This window comes from Salmonella sp. NW38 (assembly GCF_051807745.1).
GTDB lineage: Bacteria > Pseudomonadota > Gammaproteobacteria > Enterobacterales > Enterobacteriaceae > Salmonella > Salmonella enterica.
On the sequence record NZ_JAMMTO010000007.1, the window covers coordinates 42198 to 65387 of the forward strand.

Annotated in this window: 16 protein-coding genes, 1 other RNA gene and 1 pseudogene; 11 read left to right on the plus strand and 7 right to left on the minus strand. The window is 46.4% G+C overall.

Features of this window, described 5'->3' with window-relative positions; translation table 11 throughout:
- Positions 1-24 precede the first annotated feature (24 nt).
- From ssrA to NA624_RS13480, 4 genes are all read left to right on the plus strand, one after another.
- Positions 25-387, plus strand: a transfer-messenger RNA (tmRNA) gene (gene ssrA, locus NA624_RS13465).
- Between the two features lie 204 nt (positions 388-591).
- Positions 592-1833 carry an integrase gene (locus NA624_RS13470; RefSeq protein WP_000113811.1) on the plus strand — a complete coding sequence of 414 codons (1242 nt, stop codon included), beginning with the start codon at positions 592-594 and terminating at the stop codon, positions 1831-1833.
- A gap of 341 nt (positions 1834-2174) precedes the next feature.
- Entirely contained in the window at positions 2175-3038 is an 864-nt protein-coding gene (locus tag NA624_RS13475; RefSeq protein WP_001067697.1) for a hypothetical protein, read from the plus strand.
- A complete protein-coding gene (locus NA624_RS13480; protein WP_001089371.1) occupies positions 3022-3450 on the plus strand; it encodes a hypothetical protein in 429 nt (142 codons plus the stop codon). Before NA624_RS13475 ends, NA624_RS13480 begins: the two co-directional genes overlap by 17 nt.
- 111 nt (positions 3451-3561) lie before the next feature.
- Here NA624_RS13480 and NA624_RS13485 read toward each other — a convergent pair whose 3' ends face one another.
- The 4 genes from NA624_RS13485 to NA624_RS13500 form a co-directional block, all read right to left on the minus strand.
- The gene (locus NA624_RS13485; RefSeq protein WP_000657150.1) at positions 3562-3831 is read right to left on the minus strand and encodes a hypothetical protein; all 270 of its coding nucleotides are present in this window, start codon (positions 3829-3831) and stop codon (positions 3562-3564) included.
- Positions 3832-5239: 1408 nt separating this feature from the next.
- Positions 5240-5551 (minus strand): conjugal transfer protein TraD, encoded by a 312-nt coding sequence (locus NA624_RS13490; RefSeq protein WP_001090617.1) that lies wholly within the window; start codon positions 5549-5551, stop codon positions 5240-5242.
- Positions 5552-5800: 249 nt separating this feature from the next.
- Positions 5801-6184 (minus strand): hypothetical protein, encoded by a 384-nt coding sequence (locus tag NA624_RS13495; RefSeq protein WP_000504709.1) that lies wholly within the window; start codon positions 6182-6184, stop codon positions 5801-5803.
- 8 nt (positions 6185-6192) lie between these two features.
- Positions 6193-7062 carry a hypothetical protein gene (locus NA624_RS13500; protein ID WP_000603564.1) on the minus strand — a complete coding sequence of 290 codons (870 nt, stop codon included), beginning with the start codon at positions 7060-7062 and terminating at the stop codon, positions 6193-6195.
- Positions 7063-7903: 841 nt separating this feature from the next.
- Here NA624_RS13500 and NA624_RS13505 point away from each other — a divergent pair.
- The 5 genes and pseudogenes from NA624_RS13505 to NA624_RS13525 all read left to right on the plus strand — a co-directional run.
- A pseudogene (locus NA624_RS13505) lies at positions 7904-8050 on the plus strand (MobQ family relaxase); the annotation flags it as partial.
- A gap of 785 nt (positions 8051-8835) precedes the next feature.
- A complete protein-coding gene (iroB, locus tag NA624_RS13510; protein WP_001221106.1) occupies positions 8836-9951 on the plus strand; it encodes a salmochelin biosynthesis C-glycosyltransferase IroB in 1116 nt (371 codons plus the stop codon).
- A gap of 80 nt (positions 9952-10031) precedes the next feature.
- On the plus strand, positions 10032-13688 hold the full coding sequence (iroC, locus tag NA624_RS13515) for a salmochelin/enterobactin export ABC transporter IroC (RefSeq protein WP_001111802.1): 3657 nt from the start codon (positions 10032-10034) through the stop codon (positions 13686-13688).
- A gap of 109 nt (positions 13689-13797) precedes the next feature.
- A complete protein-coding gene (locus tag NA624_RS13520) occupies positions 13798-15042 on the plus strand; it encodes an esterase family protein (protein WP_001239929.1) in 1245 nt (414 codons plus the stop codon).
- 31 nt (positions 15043-15073) lie between these two features.
- Positions 15074-16009, plus strand: coding sequence for an alpha/beta hydrolase (locus NA624_RS13525; protein WP_000274357.1), 936 nt, complete (start codon positions 15074-15076; stop codon positions 16007-16009).
- A gap of 41 nt (positions 16010-16050) precedes the next feature.
- On the opposite strand, the gene NA624_RS13530 is transcribed toward NA624_RS13525, so the two are convergent.
- The 3 genes from NA624_RS13530 to pipB2 all read right to left on the minus strand — a co-directional run bounded on the left by NA624_RS13530 (position 16051) and on the right by pipB2 (position 20256).
- Entirely contained in the window at positions 16051-18225 is a 2175-nt protein-coding gene (locus tag NA624_RS13530; RefSeq protein WP_001549936.1) for a TonB-dependent siderophore receptor, read from the minus strand.
- Between the two features lie 531 nt (positions 18226-18756).
- Complete coding sequence (locus NA624_RS13535; RefSeq protein ID WP_077905812.1) at positions 18757-19089, minus strand: hypothetical protein; 333 nt, start codon at positions 19087-19089, stop codon at positions 18757-18759.
- 174 nt (positions 19090-19263) lie between these two features.
- Positions 19264-20256, minus strand: coding sequence for a type III secretion system effector PipB2 (gene pipB2 / locus NA624_RS13540; protein WP_001189823.1), 993 nt, complete (start codon positions 20254-20256; stop codon positions 19264-19266).
- A 516-nt stretch (positions 20257-20772) separates the two neighbouring features.
- Between pipB2 and NA624_RS13545 the strand changes: the two genes are divergently transcribed.
- Both NA624_RS13545 and NA624_RS13550 read left to right on the plus strand, forming a co-directional pair.
- The gene (locus tag NA624_RS13545; protein WP_000178742.1) at positions 20773-21702 is read left to right on the plus strand and encodes a VirK family antimicrobial peptide resistance protein; all 930 of its coding nucleotides are present in this window, start codon (positions 20773-20775) and stop codon (positions 21700-21702) included.
- 293 nt (positions 21703-21995) lie between these two features.
- Positions 21996-22892: an antimicrobial resistance protein Mig-14 gene (locus NA624_RS13550; RefSeq protein ID WP_000701508.1), complete on the plus strand. Its 897-nt coding sequence runs from the start codon at positions 21996-21998 to the stop codon at positions 22890-22892.
- Positions 22893-23190: the final 298 nt, after the last annotated feature.

The window sequence follows — 23190 nt, forward strand, 5'->3', positions numbered from 1 at the left end:
TCTGTTATACTTACCTTACACATTGGGGCTGATTCTGGATTCGACGGGATTTGCGAAACCCAAGGTGCATGCCGAGGGGCGGTTGGCCTCGTAAAAAGCCGCAAAAAAATAGTCGCAAACGACGAAACCTACGCTTTAGCAGCTTAATAACCTGCTTAGAGCCCTCTCTCCCTAGCCTCCGCTCTTAGGACGGGGATCAAGAGAGGTCAAACCCAAAAGAGATCGCGCGGATGCCCTGCCTGGGGTTGAAGCGTTAAAACGAATCAGGCTAGTCTGGTAGTGGCGTGTCCGTCCGCAGGTGCCAGGCGAATGTAAAGACTGACTAAGCATGTAGTACCGAGGATGTAGGAATTTCGGACGCGGGTTCAACTCCCGCCAGCTCCACCAAAATTCTCCATCGGTGATTACCAGAGTCATCCGATGAAGTCCTAAGAGCCCGCACGGCGCAAGCCATGCGGGCTTTTTTGTGCCTTGAATTTGTCCCGCGAAGTCTGATGCCAACTAATTAAATCCGAACCTTTTAGGCACCTTGTTAGGCACCTCATAAAGCTATATTGCTTTTGAGGTGCCTAAAACTATGGAAACCCGGCAATGGCAAGACAAACCAAACCTCTATTCGTTAAGGAAATCGAATCTGCTAAACCCAAAGAAGCGGACTACGTTCTCTATGATGGCGATGGCCTTGAGCTACTCATCAAATCCAGCGGGAGTAAAATCTGGCAGTTTCGCTACATTCGTCCTGTCACCAAGAAACGAGCAAAGAAGAGCATAGGCCCCTACCCGTCAGTTACCCTTGCCGATGCCAGAAACTACCGTGCAGAGTCCCGCTCACTCCTGGCTAAACAGATCGATCCGCAGGAACATCAGCAAGAACAATTGCGCAGTTCGCTGGAAGCCAAAACAAATACTTTCCAGCTCGTAGCTGAACGTAGGTGGAATGTGAAGAAAGCTAGTGTGACAGAGGACTATACGGAAGATATCTGGCGCTCTCTTGAAAGAGATGTCTTTCCTGCGATTGGCGACGTTAGCGTTACAGATATTAAAGCTCATACACTGGTTCAGGCCGTGCAACCGGTTCAGGCCAGAGGAGCACTGGAAACCGTTCGTCGCCTGTGCCAGCGCATTAATGAGGTCATGATCTATGCCCAAAACACAGGACTGATTGATGCTGTTCCCAGCGTTCATATCGGTAAAGCCTTCGAGAAACCTCAGAAAAAGAACATGCCCAGTATTCGACCGGATCAGCTACCTCAACTGATGCAGACAATGCGAACAGCCAGCATTAGCCTCTCAACACGCTGCCTGTTCATGTGGCAACTTCTTACTATTACCCGCCCTGTCGAAGCGGCTGAAGCTCGCTGGGAAGAGGTAGACATAGAAGCGCGAGAGTGGAAGATTCCTGCAGCACGTATGAAAATGAACCGCGACCATACTGTTCCATTGTCAGATGAAGCAATTGCGATACTGGAGATGATGAAGCCGTTAAGTGGAAATCGAGAATTTATCTTTCCCAGCCGCATCAAGCCAAACAAGCCGATGAACAGTCAGACCGTAAACGCATCGCTAAAACGCGCAGGTTTTGGTGGGGTGCTCGTTTCACACGGGCTGAGATCTATTGCAAGTACGGCCCTTAATGAACAAGGTTTTCCACCTGATGTCATTGAGGCAGCACTTGCACATGTGGATAAGAATGAGGTACGTCGAGCTTACAACCGCAGTGATTACCTTGAGCCGCGACGACCTATGATGCAATGGTGGGCTGACTTTATAGAAGCAGCTGATGCAGGAAGCATATTGGCTGGGGGCGTGAGAGGTATTAAGTTAGCGGGGTAAATGCAAATCAGATTACCTTACACTAGCACCAGAGTGTGTTAGTGTCCCATCCCCTAATGATCAACTTAAGTTTGAAACAGGCCATCATGTATCAAAGTTATCTATTCATTTCTTTTGGTGGAATGATTATCCAAATACCAAAGGAGTTTGCTGAAAGTACAAGTTACGTCATATCAACATATGTCTTGCCCCCTTCAAGACTGCAGAAAACCATTGAAAAACAGGAGTATTAGAGTTATTTTGGATAGATAAAACCATCATGATAATTCAACTTTCAGACGTCCACCTATAGGAAAGCATGGATCACGGTCCTGAATGTTGCGCGCCACAAGGGGCTAAATGTGAACCCAGAGTTATCGATAAAAATAGATTATCTCAAAGACCGCCACAATCCAGAAGAGGTATTTGAGGCGATGGCATTATACATAAATGCTTACCGTGATTTTGGACAAGTATTAAGTAACTCTATTGGAATTAAAGCAGATTTCAACTTTCAATTAAATGAAATTAAAAGTGGTTCAATACTTAGTAAACTCTCAGTGATTCCCGGAAAAATTGACGAAATATTAGCCAATGCATTTTATAACTCAGGTGATGAGTTATTTAGAGAGTTAACTGACATTGAAACCACCGACACTGAAGAACAAGTAGAAACTCTAGCTGTAAATCTAGAAACTGCATTAGCAAAAAATCTACCACAACAAATAGCGGACCCCAATATAGACAGACAAAATCTATCATTTGCTCTAGAAAAATTCTCAACTGCGAATCAAAAAATAAAGCCAAATGAATCAGTCATTATTACTAGCAATAGCGATAACAACCAAAACTTTAAATTTAATACAAAATGGCGTTTTGGTGGAAAACCAAGAGAAATGTTCCTAGGGAGTACTGAAAGCATAGAATTAAATGATAAACTCTATGTAACCGTCTCTGTTAACGAAGGTAATTCTGTGTGGTCATTTCGTAGCATAAGTTTGGATAAGCGCTTGAGTGGAAGAATAACACATAAAGAATGGTTGGAAAGATATCAAGACGGTTTAATTCCTGCAATTGGACCAAAAGATATTATTGATGCTAAAATTACTTTTGATATTTACACACCACCAAAAGGCAAAGGCCAACCCCAGATTAGAAACTTAAAAGTGATAAACATCAGCAATATCCAACGAAATAATGGGTTACAGTATGAACTCGACACTTAGTTTAAAAGAAAGAAAAGCAACATTTGCAGAGTTGAAGGCTGAATATTTATTTATAGCCATTCCTTTTCTACTTTTAATTTCGATAAAAATTTATATTTCAACATGGCAAGAGATAATCACATCTCCAGATTGGTCTTTAGCATCATGCCTGATCTTTGGACAAATAACATCTAAAGTATCGAAAGCCGTCGCTTGCTCTAATACTAAAACAAGTGAGCATTTTTTTGGATGGTATACCGCAAAGCGTTTCCTTTTAGTAGTCATATCTATTGCTGCTTATTTTGGCATGCTGGCAAAGCCTACAATGAGTCTTGGATACATACAAATAATTATTTTCATTACTGCTAGTTACTTTCATTTCAAAGATGGCTTCACAACTAAACTGCTTCAAAAAAATGAGTGTAAAAGATAATAATATACTTGCTCTAAATCACTTCCGATGCATCGCGGATAGTCATGAATGATGATCCGCGATAGAAATAAAGATGCCCACAAATAACGTCAATGAGTAAGAAAAAATTCTTTATTTTTTGGGCTTCCTTTGTATTACCGAATCAAAAGCACTCTTCACGCCTTGATCATTTCTAGACCAATCCATCACTAACCGCTGCATATTAGCATATTTATCTACCGATGATTTATTTAACTCATCTTTATCCTCAGCAGAAGGCCATCCATTTTTCTCAACAAATAAAAGCAAATCATCTTTAATAAATTTGAATGCGATTGTTTTCTTACGCCATCCTCCGTCTACTTTATTTTTTTGTAGTAATCTAATCACTTCCTCTTTCATTTTTCCAAAACGAGCCGCTTTTGCTTTCCCCCCCTTGGCCTTCTGTTTTGCATCCTCAACCTCACTTGCTTGTCGATTTTTTCCTTATATCAGGCCACAACAAAAATTCAACCTAGCTATAGATTTTAAAAGTAACGAGACTGAAAATGTTATCTATTGAAGCAACCCTAGACAAAAATGAAAATGATCTACCTCAACTTCATTTAAAATATTACGTTCTTGAACTTGTCAATGATATACTAGGGAGTAGCCAAAATAATGAAACGGTAAGATACACCATTAGAACATACTCTCGTTATTTTAACTCTCACCCGATAAGACAATCCTACCTAGTTAATTCAGACTTTTAAACTTTAATAAAACCTCATATCTGGACAAGTAAACAAGAGTCACTGACAGAACAAATCGTCATGTTTGACATTGAGGTGGATGCAATAAATGTAGATCATGCAAGAAGTCTTGCATACAATCACACAGCAAATCTCAATGCTTATCTATGCGTATTACTTGATGTTAGTTTCGAACTGATCACTTCAGAATTCAGAATATTCACAATAAAAAAATGAAATGCATTTGAGTTAAACAGATACAGAACTGGATTCATAGATTATGAACTTAATTTAATTATAAAAGATAATCACTATGGGTTGAAAAATATAGAAAATCTAGAGCATGTTAACTCTTTTTAATCAGGTCGATGGACTATGAATGTCGCCTATCCTGACAGTAATGGAGCATTAGTATTTGATGATAAACTGTATATTCAAGATACGCTTTCAGATGATCAACATTTCGATACACTTTTTAGAAATCATAAAATAGAAAAACCTAAACAGAATAACAAAACAAAACCACCTTTAGTACATCTCCAAAAAATGCACATTATCCGTCAGAAGAGATTTCTGTACCAACATGTATAAGAAATGATTTCAGAGATATTTCAAGTTTACCCCCACAAAAAAATCAATTTTCACTTCTTTTTATCGTATGTACAATACTGCCTTAACCCTAGCTAGGAACAATGCCACCACAGAGATTTCTTATAAAATATGTGCTATTGAATCTTTAGCAAAAATAGATAGCATAGGTTTCTCTGACTTCATGAAAAAATATAGAAACTCAGATTTTAAGAAAGAAATATCTGATTACTTTTACTCTGTAAGGTCAGGTCACTTTCACTCAGGAAAATTTCACTTTGGTGAATTTAATGTGAACTTACAAAGAAATATAGATTTTGCTTTTAAAGAAAGGCAGATGGATTACGTAACATTCAACAACTATATTAGATATGCAATAACGAAATGGATAGAGGGAGATTTACTTAAACAACATTAAATAATAAAGGGCCGAAAAGCCCTTTATTCTCCCATTAAGGGACTAACTTGTTATTATGGTGAATCATCAGATTTTATTCTTGCCTTCCCACCATATCCTCAAGGAATCTTTTCCCTCGTAATTTAACTCTCGCTTTAGCCTCCGTATTAATATCCGAATTTTGTAATAATATCCCTAATACAAACTCTTTATCGACATCTTCAACTTTACAGCCCACGGCTTTAACTACTTCAGCACCAAGGATGATCTTCAAGCGTGTCTCAGCACTCTTGGATAAAGATTGCTCTTTGGTCTTGAGACGATTCAGACGCATCTGCGCTGATGCTATTTTTTGCTTAATGGTTTTTTCTGTTCTTGGCTTCCTATTTTTATCATCCGTATTCATAATACCTTTCCTTTTAGCTGTTAAAAACATCAAATACAATTAAAAAAGAAAAAGGTCAATCCATAGGCAGAAGGTTGAAAGCATTCCATTTCTATTTCAACTACGCAGCTATTTAGTCTATTCAATAAATCAGGATCTTCAGCTCCACTTGTTATTGGTTTGTCATTATGATACTAACTCACTTTCGTTTTACCATTTTAATTTAATATTGATATCGTGTTAAGCTTAGTCTATATCAGTTATATTTAATCACATCCTAAAAGATAGTGGATTAATAATAGACCATATATTTACAGGCATCATTCTTAACCTTCGCTGAGCATCTACTATTTTATCACCATTAGTTTTCTTATTAGAGTTCAATACCTCTAAGTTCAGTTCATTGAAAATGGCCATAACGTCCTCCCCTGCCCTCTTATGCTTTAACGCAAGAAAATCAGAAGATATTAATATTAATTCAGATAACGACTCATAATTTGAGTATCCTTCTCCATCGATATAATTAATCCGCCTGACAATTCTGAGTGTTTCCCGTCGTAATGATGTGAAAAGCACATACTTAGATAGTATAAGTCCTGTGTAGGCCCCGCTGATAATGCCTGTTAAAATCCCAATAAAAATACTTTCGCCCATAACGGCACCTATTTTAATTTCCCAATATGATCATTTACTTCCGTAATGCTTGCTTTTAGTACCTGTAAACAAATTTTGGCTGTATGTTCTCTCGGATTGAATTGATGTGATAGCTGTTGGTATGGATGTATATAGTTTCTAAAATCTCTGAGAGTATGACTGAATCGATATGTATCATACTCAATCAATCCTAACTCTCTGACCGTTTCAATAAATGAAGACAATGACCATTCATGAAATTGTTTTATTTTCCCACTCTTATCTTTAGGCGATGATTTTGTTGTATTGAACAATTTTGGATATTTCGAAGCAACACCCAGCAAAAAACCTTCTAATGTGCTTCCAGCAAGAAATATCACTGACAGATACGCGCCTGCCGGATAGCAATTCTCAATTTCTTTGATTCTTCCCTTCAATACATCTGCCACAAATGGATCAATCAAATCAGAAGTAAATTCAACATTATTGAACTCTCTTCTCAAAAAATCATCTTCAGAATCCTTCCGTTGATTCTCAGTATCTACAACGATCTTATCCTTTTTCTCAAAAACAATCTCAGCATTTTCTCGTTTAACCGTCCATTTATCAAATGCCATATATTTATTAAATTCAGTGATCAAGGCGTCTAATCGAGGTATATCGCCAACAAAGTTAATTGGAGCGAACAATTTCTTGATACAACGATCTAACTGCGGACTACCATTTATCACGCTCAACTTTTCATCGGTATACATCCACCTTGAAGGAAATCCCTGTACATATGTATCTTGAAAACCAAGATCATTAAAGAACTGAACAAGCTTTGGACCGGAACGATACTCCGTATCCTCATTGATCAAAACCCTCAGTTTTTCAAGCGTTTTCTCAGATAGAATCATGTTGGCATCCTTTCTACTCTAATAACATTAATAAATACCAGTTTACATAGAAAATCAACATCATTTGTAAAGCTGAACTGCTTGAAATGGTCCGTGGCGTTGAAAGAGGCGCAGCACTTTGTGGTTGTTCAAAACAATCACATTGCTGGAACAGGGTTCATCCCTGTTAATGATAGGATTCATCCCGAAAAAATGGTGTTTTGGTTTGAAAAATGAGATATCAGTAAGCTCAAAATGAAATTTTGCAACACAAACGTGTGCAATTACTAACTTAAAATACCTGATACTCTCCGCGTTACTTATTTTATCAAAACAATGAAAACAATTTTACCTGTTGTTTTTAGACACTGATTTCTGGTCTTAACCTGTGAATTGTGCAACACATAAGAATATCTGTTATTTTCACTGTTTTATCTAAATCCTATTTTCCCGCCTTACGGCGGGAGGAGAAAATACCACTTTTGCCCTTACGGGCGCTCTCTAAACCTAAACATTCAATATTATCCCCCTACCTCAGCCGTTCATCCGATTCTAATCCCATTAATTTCACAGACTTAAAAACTAGCGTTATTATTAAGTATAGAAAAACTTAAAACATTGTCATTATTTTTAGCTCCTTTAGGAGATATAAAAATAAAGCAATGCCCACCTATACACTCACTTCGTGAGCGTGTGGGGTCTACCGACGGTTGCCTGCCGCAGGCTAACACCGTTTCCTTCGGAAACAAAGTCAACGTCAACACCAGAGTTTTTCTTACGAAAAACTAAAACCAGCATAGTCGCATTGGAGATTTATATTTTGGTTTGATATTTAATTTTATATTGAGGTTGTTTTTATTGTATGGCTATTTTTCATCTGGATTTTAAAATTGTGAAACGAAGTGAGGGCAGATCTTCCGTTGCGAAGGCTGCTTATCATGCTCGCTGCAGAATCACAGATGAAAGAACTGGTGATACCTATGATTATAGCCATTTATTTGACAAATTCTAAATCAGATCTTTTCTCTTTCTAGTATAGTTCATTTTGCATCTATTGCAGGCATCAATCAATACAATAAACTTCAGCACTATAAAAATAACCTTAAAAATCAAAAAATATACAAAAACCTTTCCATATCAACACTATCGCCACTCTTTTTGCGCCTTCCCTTCCTCGCAAAAAATCCCCCCCAACAAACTCAACCACCTCCCCCACCAATTACAAGGACGCCAGCAAATAAAACAAGGGGTAACGTGAATACGTAGCTCCTATTTGTTGTCTATGTCTACTTTACGTCCACCAAATTAAAGGATTTAACGCCAGAATTAATGCAGTCACTAAAAGTATGGCACTGACTACTTTAGGAAGAGGCGTCCGTCACATCACTGCACGGAAAGTCCACACAGAACACGATCCGCCGCCGGACAGCGTTAAATTGCCCCGCAACGTGTTATCAATACTACTCCCTACGTTTCCCGTTACCTTGCTGTCGGTACGTTTACCTCATTGTCTGAAAGGTTATTTACGAAGTTATCATTAATAATCCACGGGTGTCTGGTATGCGAATCCAGTTCCCCAATCCTGGCGCTTTGCCTTTGCGACCATACGCGCGTAAATAAGTCTGAAACTAAACTTCACCGCTTAACGCTCTCCTCTTCCCCAATTTTTACGCAAAAAATCATCACATGATCAAGGGTCGTATTTGTTATTGCATTTTTCAAATGATATTGGTAATTATTATCATTCTCATTAACGACTTGTTCGATTTATGACGTGGAGAGAGAGGATTTCTCATGCGTATTCTGTTTGTCGGTCCACCACTGTATGGACTGCTATACCCTGTGCTGTCCCTGGCGCAAGCGTTTCGTGTTAATGGCCATGAAGTGCTGATTGCAAGCGGTGGAAAATTTGCACAGAAAGCAGCCGAAGCTGGGTTGGTGGTATTTGACGCTGCGCCTGGTTTCGATTCGGAAGCGGGTTATCGCCGTCAGGAGGCATTGCGAAAAGAAAATAACATTGGAACAAAAATGGGGAACTTCTCATTCTTCAGCGAAGAGATGACTGACCCGCTGGTCGCGTTCGCCGGGCAGTGGCGACCAGATCTCATCGTCTACCCTCCCCTTGGGGTCGTTGGACCACTGATTGCCGCTAAGTATGACATTCCGGTAGTGATGCAAACCGTCGGCTTCGGTCATACGCCCTGGCACATCAAAGGCGTGACGAAATCACTTTCTGACGCCTACCGCCGCCATGGGGTCAGCGCGCCACCAAGAGATCTGGCGTGGATAGACGTCACACCGCCCAGCATGAGCATACTGCAAAATGACGGAGAGCCGGTTATCTCCATGCAATACGTCCCGTATAACGGCGGCGCCGTCTGGGAAGAATGGTGGGAACGTACACCTGATCGCAAGCGTCTTCTGGTCAGCCTCGGCACCGTCAAACCGATGGTGGATGGCCTGGATCTGATTTCCTGGGTAATGGATTCTGCCGGCGAAGTAGATGCCGAAATCATCCTGCATCTTCCGGCAAATGCCCGCTCGGATTTACGTTCACTACCGCCGAATGTCCGTCTGGTCGACTGGCTTCCGATGGGCGTTTTCCTTAACGGCGCCGACGGTTTTATCCACCATGGCGGCGCAGGCAACACCCTGACGGCACTACATGCCGGCATTCCGCAGATAGTCTTTGGCCAGGGTGCCGACAGACCCGTCAATGCCCGCGCCGTGGTCGAGCGCGGATGCGGCATTATTCCCGGTAAGAGCGGGCTTACGAGCAGCATGATCAATACCTTCCTCGGTAATCGCGCGCTTCGCGAGGCGTCGCAGGAGGTCGCGGCGGAAATGGCGGCCCAGCCTTGCCCGACCGAGGTGGCAAAAAAACTGATCGCCATGCTGCAACACAGCTAACCGCGGCAGCGCAATGACAATGTGGCGGCTGAACCCAGATTGCGTCGCCATATCTCATCTTTCACCGATAAGGAGGCTTAATGCCCGCGACTCATTCCCCCATGCCCGCTCGTGCCTGGATAGTTCGCCTTGCCCGCGTGTGTTGGGAACGTAAAACACTGAGCATCATTGTCATCGTAGCATCAGTATCGACCATTTTACTGGCTGCGCTGACGCCGCTAATAACGCGTCAGGCCGTCAATGACGCGATAGCAGGCGATACAACCCACCTGCCGTTACTTGCCTGCGGCCTGATATTAATTGCCCTTTTTGATTTTATCGGGAATTACGTGCGCCGCGGCTATGCCGGAGAACTCTCGCTGTGGGTTCAGCATACGTTACGTAGCCGTGCGTTCGACAGTATTCAAAAACTGGACGGCGCAGGCCAGGACGCCTTGCGTACCGGGCAGGTCATTTCGCGTACCAACAGCGATCTTCAACAGGTACACACCTTGCTACAGATGTGTCCGGTGCCGCTGGCGGTGCTCACTTACTATGTGGCCGGTATCGTGGTGATGCTATGGATGTCGCCATCCATGACGCTTATCGTGATTTGCGTACTGGCCGCCCTTGCTATTACCGCCCTGCGCACCCGTCGCCGTGTTTTCGCGCAAACGGGGCTTGCCTCAGACCGGCTGGCGCACATGACGGAACATATGCGCGAAGTATTGGAACAGATCTCAGTGGTGAAGTCCTGCGTGGCGGAGTTGCGCGAAACGCGTTGGCTCGATGGTCAGTCGCGGCAGATGGTGCGGGTACGCATCGGCGCCGCTATCTCGCAGGCGATGCCGGGCGCAACCATGCTGGCGCTACCGGTGATAGGGCAGATCGTCCTGCTGTGCTATGGCGGCTGGTCGGTAATGAATGGGCGCATCGATCTGGGAACCTTCGTTGCGTTCGCGAGTTTTCTCGCTATGCTGACCGGCCCCACCCGCGTACTGGCATCGTTTTTGGTTATTGCACAGCGCACACAGGCGTCGGTAGAGCGCGTCTTCGCGCTTATCGACACGCGTTCTCGCATGGAAGACGGTACTGAGTCGGTTGAGGGTCAGATTATTGGGCTGGACGTGGAGAAGATGAGTTTCCACTACGACAACGGTAACCGTATCCTCAATGAGATCTCCTTTTCCATTCACGCCGGTGAAACCGTGGCAGTGGTTGGCGCATCCGGCTCCGGGAAATCAACATTGCTGATGTTGCTGGCGCGCTTTTACGATCCCACCTCCGGTGGGGTGTGGCTCAACACCACTGCGGGTCAACAGAATATTCGCGACCTGAAACTGACGGCGCTTCGTCGTCGCGTTGGCGTAGTGTTTGAAGACGCGTTTTTGTTTGCCGGTACGGTGGCGGAAAACATCGCCTATGGGCACCCGCAAGCGACTCAGGACGACATTCGACGCGCCGCCGATGCCGCAGGCGCCAGCGGGTTCATCAATGCGCTACCGCAGGGGTTCAACACCCGACTGGCCGAACGCGGAAGCAACCTCTCCGGCGGCCAACGCCAGCGTATTGCGCTAGCCCGGGCACTGATTACCGCGCCGGAACTGCTGATTCTCGATGACACCACCTCGGCGGTCGATGCCGGTACTGAAGCGGAAATTAACACGGCTCTTGGTCGTTATGCCGATAATGAGCATATGCTGCTGGTGATTGCGCGCCGCCGCTCAACACTGCAGTTAGCCGATCGGATCGTCGTGCTGGATAAAGGCCGCGTCGTGGATATCGGTACCCAGGCGGAGCTGGATGCAAGGTGTCCGACGTTTCGCTCGCTGATGAGCGGCGAGGGTGATTTTCTCGCCCTCGCCCCGGCGGAACAACGTGCGCTATGGCCAACAACGCAGGCGGTAAAATCCGACGACGCGCATGAGCGCCAGCCCCCCGCCGGAAAAGGTTTTGTCGACCGGATGACGCGCGTTCCGGAACGCGCCGTACAGATGGCGCTGGCAGGCCACGGGCGTCAAGTCTCATCGTTGCTGACGCCAGTAGCCTGGATGTTCGTCATCGCCGCCCTGCTTATCGCGCTTGATTCCGCCGCAGGCGTTGGCGTGCTGGTGCTTTTGCAGCGCGGTATTGACTCAGGCGTTGCCGCAGGGGATATGTCGACTATTGGCATATGCGCCCTGCTCGCGCTGTGCCTGGTGGCGATCGGTTGGTGCTGCTATGCGCTGCAAACGATCTTCGCCGCCCGCGCGGCAGAGTCGGTACAGCATACGGTACGCTTACGCAGCTTCAGCCACCTGCTACGCCTGAGTCTTCCCTGGCACGAGAAGCACATCGACTCGCGTCTTACTCGCATGACCGTCGACGTTGATTCACTCGCCCGATTTCTGCAAAACGGTCTTGCCAGCGCGGCCACCAGCATCGTGACGATGGTCGCTATCGCCGCGGCAATGTTCTGGCTTGATCCCATTCTTGCGTTAACGGCATTAAGCGCCGTGCCTGTAGTGATGCTGGCGACGTGGATTTACCGCCGTTTGAGCTCGCCTGCCTACGCCCAGGCACGGCTGGAAATTGGTAAGGTGAACAGTACGCTTCAGGAAAAGGTCTCCGGTATGCGGGTAGTGCAGTCACACGGCCAACAGAAGCAGGAAGCCGCCAGGCTACGGGCGTTATCAGACAACTTCCGCGCCACCCGCGTGCGGGCGCAAAAATACCTTGCTGTCTATTTTCCGTTCCTGACCTTCTGCACCGAGGCCGCCTATGCCGCCGTGCTTTTAATCGGGGCGACCCGGGTCGCCGGAGGCGAAATGACGCCCGGGATACTGGCGGCGTTCTTCCTGCTACTGGGACAATTTTATGGCCCGGTACAGCAGTTGTCAGGCATTGTTGATTCCTGGCAGCAGGCAACCGCCAGCGGCAAACATATCAATGCGCTATTGGCGACTGAGGAAACGGAGAATATTGAACCGTCATCCATAACGCCTGGCACTGGCGGCGCGCTACGTCTGGAGGCATTGACATTCCGCTATCCCGAAAAAACGCAACCTGTGCTTGATAAGCTCTCGCTCACCATTCCGCCAGGAACGGTAGTCGCGGTGGTCGGACGTAGCGGCGTCGGCAAATCGACGCTGATCAAGCTGCTGGCCGGGCTCTACTCTCCCGGCAGCGGGCAAATCCGTGTCGGTGAGCGCCTAATTGATGCCGCGTCGCTTAGTGATTATCGTCGCCAGACGGGGCTGGTCACTCAGGATGTCGCATTATTTAGCGGCGATATTGCCGAAAATATCCGCTATTCGCGGCCAGACAGCAGCGACACGGAGGTGGAGATCGCGGCGCGACGGGCGGGACTCTTTGAAACTGTGCAACATCTGCCGCTGGGGTTTCGTACTCCGGTCAATAACGGCGGCACGGATCTGTCCGCGGGCCAGCGTCAGTTGATTGCCCTCGCCCGCGCCCAACTGGCGCAGGCGCACATTCTGCTGCTCGACGAGGCGACAGCGCGTATCGACCGCAGCGCCGAGGAGCGCTTAATAACCTCGCTTACCGGAGTGACGCATACCGAGAAACGCATCGCGCTTATCGTCGCGCACCGACTGACCACCGCTCGCCGCTGCGATGTTATTGTCGTAATCGATAAAGGATGTATCGCTGAATATGGCAGCCATGAGCAGTTGATAGCGGCTCATGGCCTGTATGCTCGTCTGTGGCGGGACAGCGTCGGCCAGACACGCGATACGCAAGGAGAGGTCACAGGATAGTTTTTATCGCCACGATTTACGCAAAAGAAAGCCCGCAAGCGGCTGTTCCTGTAACAGCCGCTTTAGCTATTGATACTGACCGAAATATAAATGAGATGGAATACAGAAAATGAGACTGAGCCCGCCCGTCGCTCCTGTCGCTATACAGACCGCTACGCGCCTTCGCCGCCAACTCGCCGCCGGAAGCCAGGTTGACGCTTCTCACTTCTGGCGAGAAGCAAACTCGCTCGCGCTGCCGCTGGTGACAGCCATTAACGACGCAGACGATGAACGGGAAGTCACCTTCCTGTGGCGTGCCGCCTCTCCTCTGCGGGGGGTTTATGTCCGCCTGAACCGTGTCACCGATAAAGATAATGTGGCGAAAGGTATGATGACGCAACTGCCCACAACGGATATCTGGCATCTGACGCTTCGCTTACCGGCGTCCTACTGCGGTTCCTATACGATGGTCGAAATACCACCGGAAACCCCGGACGAGACGGTGTTGCAGCTTGGAAGCCGTTTCGCCTCCCTTGTCGGGAAGGCGGACCCGCTGAACAGCACGCCGGGAATAAATGTTCGGGGCAATGCGCAGGAATCCGTTCTGGCGCTGGATCATGCCCCGGCACAGGAGGAGTGGTCAGGCTGTCGCGCTTACGCCGGGCAGCTTTTCACCTCAGAACATCGGCTCGCCGGACAACGTCGCCGTGTGCGGCTGTATCTTCCTGACGTTCCTGTCGTACAACCGCTGGGCTTACTGGTACTCACGGATGGCGAGATCTGGTTCGACCATCTTGGGGTAAGTGCCGCCATTGACGCTGCCATCCGCAGCGGACGCATCGCGCCGGTGGCCGTACTCGGCATTGATAACATCAACGCGCGTGAACGCGTCGCAATCCTCGGCGGTCGCCGCGAGCTGGTGCTCGACATTGCCGAACGCCTGCTGCCAACCCTTCGCGCCAAATACCCGGAACGGCGGTGGGCGGACCGTACACAAACGGTGCTGGCAGGGCAAAGCCTCGGCGGCGTGACCGCGCTGATGGCGGCCCGCCACGCGCCAGAGAGCTTCGGCCTGGTGCTGAGCCACTCCCCCTCAATGTGGTGGACGCCGGACAACCGCAATCGCCCGGACCATTTCAGCGCAGAAGAGCGCTCATGGGTCAGCGAACATGTGTTATCCGCGCCCTCGCCAGCCGTACGTACGCATCTGTGCGTGGGATCGCTGGAAGGTTCGACGGTCCCGCAGGTCAAACAGTTGCATGAAAAATTGCGCGCCGCCGGCGTCGAAAGCCATTGCAGCGTGTACACCGGCGGTCACGATTATGCCTGGTGGCGCGGCGCGCTGATTGACGGATTACGTCTACTGCCCCGATAAAACTTCACCTGCCAAAAAGGAATCACATCCGATGTATGGTCGCCAGTACCACAACAAGTGCTATCGCATGGCGCTATTTTTAGTGAGTTTTTGTTTTAGCGCGCTGAGTTATGCGCAGCCGGATATGCAGCCATTAGGGCCGAATATCGCTGATAAAGGTTCGGGATATTACCATTTTAGGGTCAATGACTTTCAATCTGCCGATGGCGCAAGACATTACCGGGTATGGACCGCTATTCCCAATAAAGCCGCCCCGCCGTCGGGTTATCCTGTCTTATATATGCTGGACGGCAACGCAGTGATGGACAGGCTGCCGGAGGCGTTGCTCAAACAACTGGCAGACCACTCGCCGCCGGTGATTGTGGCGATTGGCTATCAGACTAACCTGCCGTTTGATCTTAACGGCAGAGCTTATGACTATACGCCGGCGCCGGGAATCGATCGCGATGACAGTGAAAATAACCCGCGTTTTCATCGTAAAACCGGCGGCGGGCCAGCGTTCCGCCAGCTACTGGAGAGACATATCGCGCCGCAGGTGGAACAAGGAATAACCATCAACTCCGAACGGCGCGGGGTATGGGGACATTCTTATGGCGGCCTGTTCGTTTTGGACTCCTGGCTGTCGTCATCCTTCTTTCATATCTATTACAGCGCCAGCCCGTCACTCAGCAGGGATAACTTTGCCCTGTTGAATCGTCTTACGACAGTGAAGCCGTCGCCGTTCTGCCATAAAAAACTCATCATAATGGAAGGTTCAGCGTCGAATGGGGATAGCAGGCAACGCCAGATGGCCGAGCTCCTGCAAAAAGTTCAGGAGACCGTGAGAACGCTTGAGAACAACGGCGTTAACGCGGCCCTGCAGCATTACCCGGGCCTGGGCCACGGGCCCATGTTTAACGCCTCTTTTCGCAGTGCATTGCTGGATATCAGTCGCGAACCGGCAAGCCAAAAACCACGCTGCCATTAACCCGCCGCCAGATTATGCCCGCCAGCGGCGGGCATAATCCATCAAAACGAGGCCGTCACACCGGCATAATAAGCCCGACCCGGTTCGTTATAGGTATTTGCCCCTTCGGCGGAGCGATAGATCTGTTTATCGAAGATATTGCTGATACCGACATTAAGACGCAGGTTCTTATTGATATCGTAATTAACGTTAGCGCCGACCAGTGAGTAAGCCCCCAGCGCTTTCCCGGACAATCCTTTGGTCTCTTCACTACGCGACTCCGCATGTGTTCGCGGTTTTTGCTTGCCGTATAACGTCCAGTTGACGTTAGCGGAGAGCGCGCTGGTAATAGTCCAGTCGAGGAAGGTATTCACCGTATATTTCGGGATTATCGATAAGGGATTGCCGGTATCTTTTTGCTCAGAAGCGATCATATAAGTCGCATTGGTATTCCAGTTCAGACGGTCCGGCATCAGCGGAACAGCCATGCTGGCTTCAATACCTTCAATCAGCGCTTTACCGCCGTTCTGCCACTGCAATACATAAGCGCCAGATGCGCTTCTGCCAATAATTTTATCACCTGCGACAATCTTATTCTGATAATCGTTACGGAAATACGTGACGCTTGCGTGGTAATCGTCTACGGTAAATTCCAGCCCAATCTCTTTATTGATACTAATTTCAGGATCGAGATTCTTATTACCGACCAGGTAACAGCCGCCCGACGTAATATCTTTTGGACAACCGTTGCCTTTCGAATAGAGTAAATACCCCTCACTGGTTTGATACAAGTTCGGTGCCTTAAAGGCCCGGGCAATACCGGCTTTCACCTTGACGTATTCACCTAACTCCTGGGAAAGGTTAAGACTGGGACTAAAATTACTCCCGGATTCGCTCAAATAGTCAAAACGCAGACCCGGAATAATATTGGTACCGGCCATGGGTTCGATATTATCTTCAACGTACAGCGCACTGATTTCCGATTTATTTTTGCTGCTACGGTTAGCCGCCGAACCGGGAATCCCGGCGATATTGCTATCCTTAACCGTCAGACTGGTAGAGGAAGGATCGTTCAGCTCATCGCGGTTCCACTCCGCGCCGACGGTGAGCGTTTGCTCAAATAGCCATATCACCGGGACATTCACCTCGCCGCTGGTGCGATACGAGGTCAGGCGGTTAGTGGTGAACGTCTGGTCGTTGGTAATACGCCCCTCGCCGCCGCCGGAGAGCCCCTCATTCATGCGGGTATTATCGGTTTTTTCATAGTAGAACCCCAGGCGGCTTTGCCCCCAGTCCCAGATGCCGTTATGAGTTAGACCGTAATTCTGCCGGTACAGGCGATTGGTCTCCCGCCCGGACTGCGCGAGACTTCTGGTAACCGCGTTTGAAGTACTGTTTTGCGTATCGCCGGCATAGATATTCCCCTGCCGACTGTATCCCGCTTCAAAATCAAGGATTTGCTGCGGGGTCATTTTCCATGAGAAGACGCTATTAATATCTTTATTGGTGACCCCCTCCCGTCCGGCGGCATTCTTGGTACCGGCGGAGGAGTTAATATCCCAGCTGTCGGCATCGGTTCTGTTGAGATTACCGTACAGGCGCATCGTCAACGTATCTCCAGCCAACGGGCCGCTAAGGCTAAAGTTACCCCGCCGGGTGTCACCTTCTTTGCTGCTTTCCGGCTGGTTGGTATAGAGCGACAGCGAGCCGTGCCAGTCATTAGTGGGGCGTTTGGTGATGATATTCACCACCCCGCCAGCGGCACCGGAGCCATAGCGCGCGGCGGCGGGCCCACGGATCACTTCAATACGTTCTACCATCTCCGGCGGCACCCAGTTCGTATCGCCACGGGTGTCGCGTTCTCCGCGCCAGCTATAGCGAACCGAATTTCGCGACGTCACCGGCACGCCGTCAATCAGCACTAAGGTATTTTCTGGCCCCATACCACGAATATCAATTTGTCGGTTATTTCCGCGCGTCCCCGAGGCGCTATTGCCGGTAAGATTAACCCCAGGCATCTTACGAATAATATCGGCAAGATCGTTAACGGGAGGATTCTTCTGAATATCGTCACGAGTAATAATCGAAACGCCCGGCTGTTGCTTTAATACTTGCTCGGCAGTGGATTCAACCACCATCGTTTCGCCGTTGTCGTCAGTAGATTCTGCTGCTGATAATGGACTATTAACCCCTGTAGAAACCACGGTTATTAACCAGAGGAACTTATTAACTCTCATACCCATTCCCTAAATAATGTCTAAAGTAGCGCTGTTGCCCTCAAGCTCACATCCTTGCCAGGTTACGTCTATATAGTAATTATTATCATATGCTAATGATAATAATTATCATTCAATTGAGAAAAAGGCAATCTTTCGACCGCAAAAATCTGGTAATAAGAAAACGGAAATGGGATTTTGCAATATGACTCTCTGTCCGGGCTCCGCTTTGCCAGTAAATCCGGGAGAGGTGGCAGAATGCGCCTACTGAACGGAGGTTTTACAAAACAGGAATAGAGGAAATAAAACTATTTTTCAAATCGTTAATCATAAGAAACACCCAGGTAAGATGGTATAGCGCGGTTCAGGGTTCACCGCCGCTTCCCTGCCGACGGCGAACCGTTCTTACAGTTTGCCAGAGACTTTCCGTCTGGGTAATGGTGGGATCGGATACGATTGTAGCCATTCGATATTTGATGATGAAAGTGATGTTGGCGCCAAAATACAAAGCGCCTGGTAATATTTATCAGGCGCTTTGCAGACTGAAAACCATCAAACATCGGTTTCTCGTTCTCCATGATCTACCGGGAAAAATGGCAACCCACAGTTAGTGGGTTTTACTGTCGGGTCTTGCCAGGGATGTTGTGTTACCCCCAGGTCTTTTAAAAGACCTCGTAACAGCACTAACTCCCTGGGTGTCATTTTTTGCTTTGGTTCACCCTCTTTAAGTGGACGAATATCCTCCTGACTATTACATGTAACACAATAACCTTTTAACTCTATCCACTTAGGCGCAGTGGGGGTCTTAGGATCAAGAGGCGTCGAGCTGGCAACGCACGAACAGGCACTTATACATCCAGGCATAACGTTTTCCTTTTCAAACAATTCGCTTTAGTTGGAAGTTCTACTTGAGAAAATAGAAATGGTTATTCAGATATTTTTACCGTCGCATACCCCTGTAATAATAAAAGATACTGTAAATAATTAACTCTCAGCTACTATTCAGTAGCAGATTGTTATTCTTACATTGCTTTTATTTTCGATTTACGTCAAAAAGGACTAAATATCTTCACTATAAAATTCGTTAAAAAGTGCTTGTGTACTTGTAGACATTGTGGCGTCTTCGGTACATGAACCGGTTAGTGTACAATCTTTAAAACTGGTATTTTTTAAATTAGCCTCGGACAAATCAACCTCGCCCAGGTTAGTAGAAATGAAACTCGCCTTTTGCAGGTTTGCCCGGGTTAAGACAGCGCCTTCCATATCAGTAGCCATTATAGTAGCACCCTTTAATGTCGCACCGCTCATATCGGCAAGTATAAGGTTTGCGCCTGAAACATTAGCGTGATTCATATTCGCACCGGAACAATTACATTCTACCATGCTACAGCCTAACAGACTCGCGTGTTGTAAATTGGCGCCAGTAAGATTAGCGTGATCGAGGATAGCGCCACACATAATAGTATCTTCCAGACAGGCGTTCGTTAAGTTACTGTTGCCTAATAATGCTCCCGATAGATTTGCGCCGCTTAAGTCTGCGTCACATAAATTTTCTGCCGTCAGATTTGCTCCGGGAAGGACAGCGCCTTTAAGATTCATGCCTCCCTGGGCAGTTAATATTACAGAATCCTGAGGGAGAGAAAACTCGGTTCTGAATAGTAAAGCTCGACATATTTTTTCAAAAGAGGCAAGCGGAATTTCTCTCATCTCAGAATGGTCGCCTTTACTGACTCGTACAATAACTTGTCCAGCTTCGTTATTCTCACCAGGAAGATTAAATTCGACACGACACCCGCCCATATCCTCCAGTATAATGTTTTCTGGCAACGGAGCACCTCTGCCAGGCATTGAACTATTCAATGTATCAGCCATAACCTCTATCAATTCCTTATACTGTGTTTCATTTCTCCGACGTACCCCACCACAGGTAAAAAAGTTAATGATATGTTCCAGAATAGTTTTGGGAGAGGTGGCTTGCCGCATAGCAGCATAAGTCCCCGCGCCAAAAGCAGATGTAGCCATACCGGCCAGACTACCGAGTGAACGCTGCATAATATTTTCTCCCAGAGAGCAACATAGTACATGATAAAATTTATCATATAGATTTGCATTTAGAGATAAGGTGAATACCCCCTTTGCGTCTGGTTACATAATCACGCATCACGACGCTTTGCTGTCTGACTTACACAATACCAGCCAAATAAATATATTGGCTTATACTCGTCATACTTCAAGTTGCATGTGCTGCGGCTGCGTTCCCTCACCCCAGTCACTTACTTTAGTAAGCTCCTGGGGATTCGCTCGCTTGCCGCCTTCCTGCAACTCGAATTATTTAGAGTATAAACATTATTTAAAATAATAAACACGGCATTCGTTTTAATACTACGTTCAGGACTCATCCCACTCATTAGCAGAAAATCTATTAAAAAGCGTGTTCAGGCGTTTTATTGCTGCCATTGATAAACTGTTTAACAACGTCGTCTGTACAGGCCTTCTTCGTTGCCTTTACGTTTAACTCAATCAGGCTACCGTCTCGGTTATAAGTCTATCGAGTAGTAGGGACGTAGTATGACGATGCAGCAAAGTGATATGGAAAGATATAATCCATTATTAATGTTAAAAGAAGTCATGGCGCAGACGCCTTATCGCCATAAACGCTGGGGAGAGCGTAAGTTTCGCTATAAATTTGTATTACGTTGCCTTATTAACCCCGTTACGACAATTAAATACTTCAATGAATTATGCCATCTGTCTCAGCCCAGAACGCTGATCATTCATCGTCCCCTATTGCCGGCAAAAATCCAGCGGCCCTATTTGTATACCGGGCTTAGCATACGTTGCCGGGCAAGAGCTATTCTGGAACACTACCAGTTCGTTCAGTCCTTTCCGGAAAGTAAAATTAAAAAGATCCTTCTGTCCGAGGAACAAATCTTACTCGCTCACCTGGAAGGAAAAAACGGTGCTCTGGTAGATATCTACTGCGGTCCCTGTGGCTATGACAGAGAAGGTGAGCTGACATTAACGCTGTGCTTCAATGATACGCCGTTGGCACGTTTATCATTTTCCTTTATCCGCCATGAAGGGAAGCAAATAGCGCTGGTTGCCGGGTTACAAGGGCCCAGTAAACATATCGGCCCACAAGTCATACGTAACGCCACCAAAGATTGTTACGGTCTCTTTCCTAAACGGATGCTGTATGAAGCATTTGCGACATTGATGCAGGCCTGTAATGTCGACGAGATTTATGCGGTAAGTGAAAACAACCATGTTTATCGTCAACTCAGGTACTTATTCCAGAAGAAAAAAACTTTTGTGGCCAGCTATAGTGAATTCTGGGAGTCGCTAAACGGCGTTAAGAAAGGTGCCTTATATCATCTGCCATCACAGGTGATGCGTAAAGCTCCTGAAAGTATCCCCAGCAAAAAACGCGCAGAGTATCGGAAACGCTATCATATTCTGGATACAATAATACAAGAGGTTAACAGCCTCTCCCGGTAGAACTATTTCATACGCGGATGTGCAGATCCTGCTACCGTTCAGCGGATCTCTTTGAAATCTGTATCGCTACTGAATGATTAAATACAGAATGGCTTGCGAGTGAATAGCGCGGCATTAAACCGTCGCTTTCACTCATGCTATGATCAACATCTTAATCTTATTCCCTTCACCATAACGTCATCGATTAGCATGTTAACCATTAAATACAAGCTAAACATTTGTCACATTTTTATTTGGTTAAGCAAAAAAATAATACAAAATAGAATTTTCAGTAAGCCAAGTCAGGAGTTTTGGTGAAAATACAAGAAGTTAAGCGTATATTAACCCGCTGGCAGCCGTCTTCCTTTACCCTATACCGGGAGGTGTTTGCGCAATACGGCGGTAGTATCAATATGCACCCAGATATTGTTGATTATTTTATGAAGCGCCATAACTGGCATTTTAAATTCTTCCACTATGAAGAAGATGATAAGATTAAAGGCGCCTACTTTATTTGTAATGATCAGAATATTGGCATCCTGACGCGCAGAACCTTCCCGCTATCGTCAGACGAGATACTTATTCCGATGGCACCAGATTTACGCTGCTTCTTACCCGATCGTACTAACCGACTTTCGGCGTTACATCAGCCACAAATACGCAATGCCATATGGAAACTCACCAGAAAAAAACAAAATTGTCTGGTCAAAGAAGCGTTCTCTTCTAAGTTTGAAAAAACACGCCGTAATGAATATCAGCGATTTCTTAAAAAAGGCGGAAGTGTAAAAAGCGTTGCTGATTGTTCTTCTGATGAACTGACTCATATTTTTATCGAGTTATTTCGGTCTCGTTTCGGCAATACTTCATCCTGCTATCCCGCTGATAACCTTGCCAACTTTTTTAGTCAACTGCATCACCTTCTGTTTGGGCATATTCTTTATATTGAAGGGATACCCTGTGCATTTGATATCGTATTGAAATCTGAAAGCCAGATGAACGTCTACTTTGACGTATCTAATGGTGCAATTAAAAATGAGTGCAGGCCACTCAGTCCCGGCAGCATACTAATGTGGCTAAATATTAGCCGCGCCAGAAATTACTGCCAGGAAAGACAAAAAAAATTACTTTTTTCCATCGGCATACTAAAGCCTGAATGGGAATATAAGCGCATGTGGTCGACCCCCTATTTTACCGGGAAATCGATTTGCTAAAAAGAAAGCCTGGACGTAAATATGTTTTTTACGTCCAGATTTTTCATAAATCCTGATGAACTGATAAAAAACTAAAATTTAATCAGAATTTAAAAAATAAGTTAACCACCATATAATCATAATGACAATTACTCGAAATTCACTTACACTATACTCGGTTTTATGGAATTGATTAACACGGTATGTTACAGATAACGTGCTAAAAAGCGTGCAGCGGTTATACATTTTCATATGTGTGTGTCATTAACCTGGCGTCAGGAACAGATGATGATGACAACCACCATTTTATCTCTTCTGG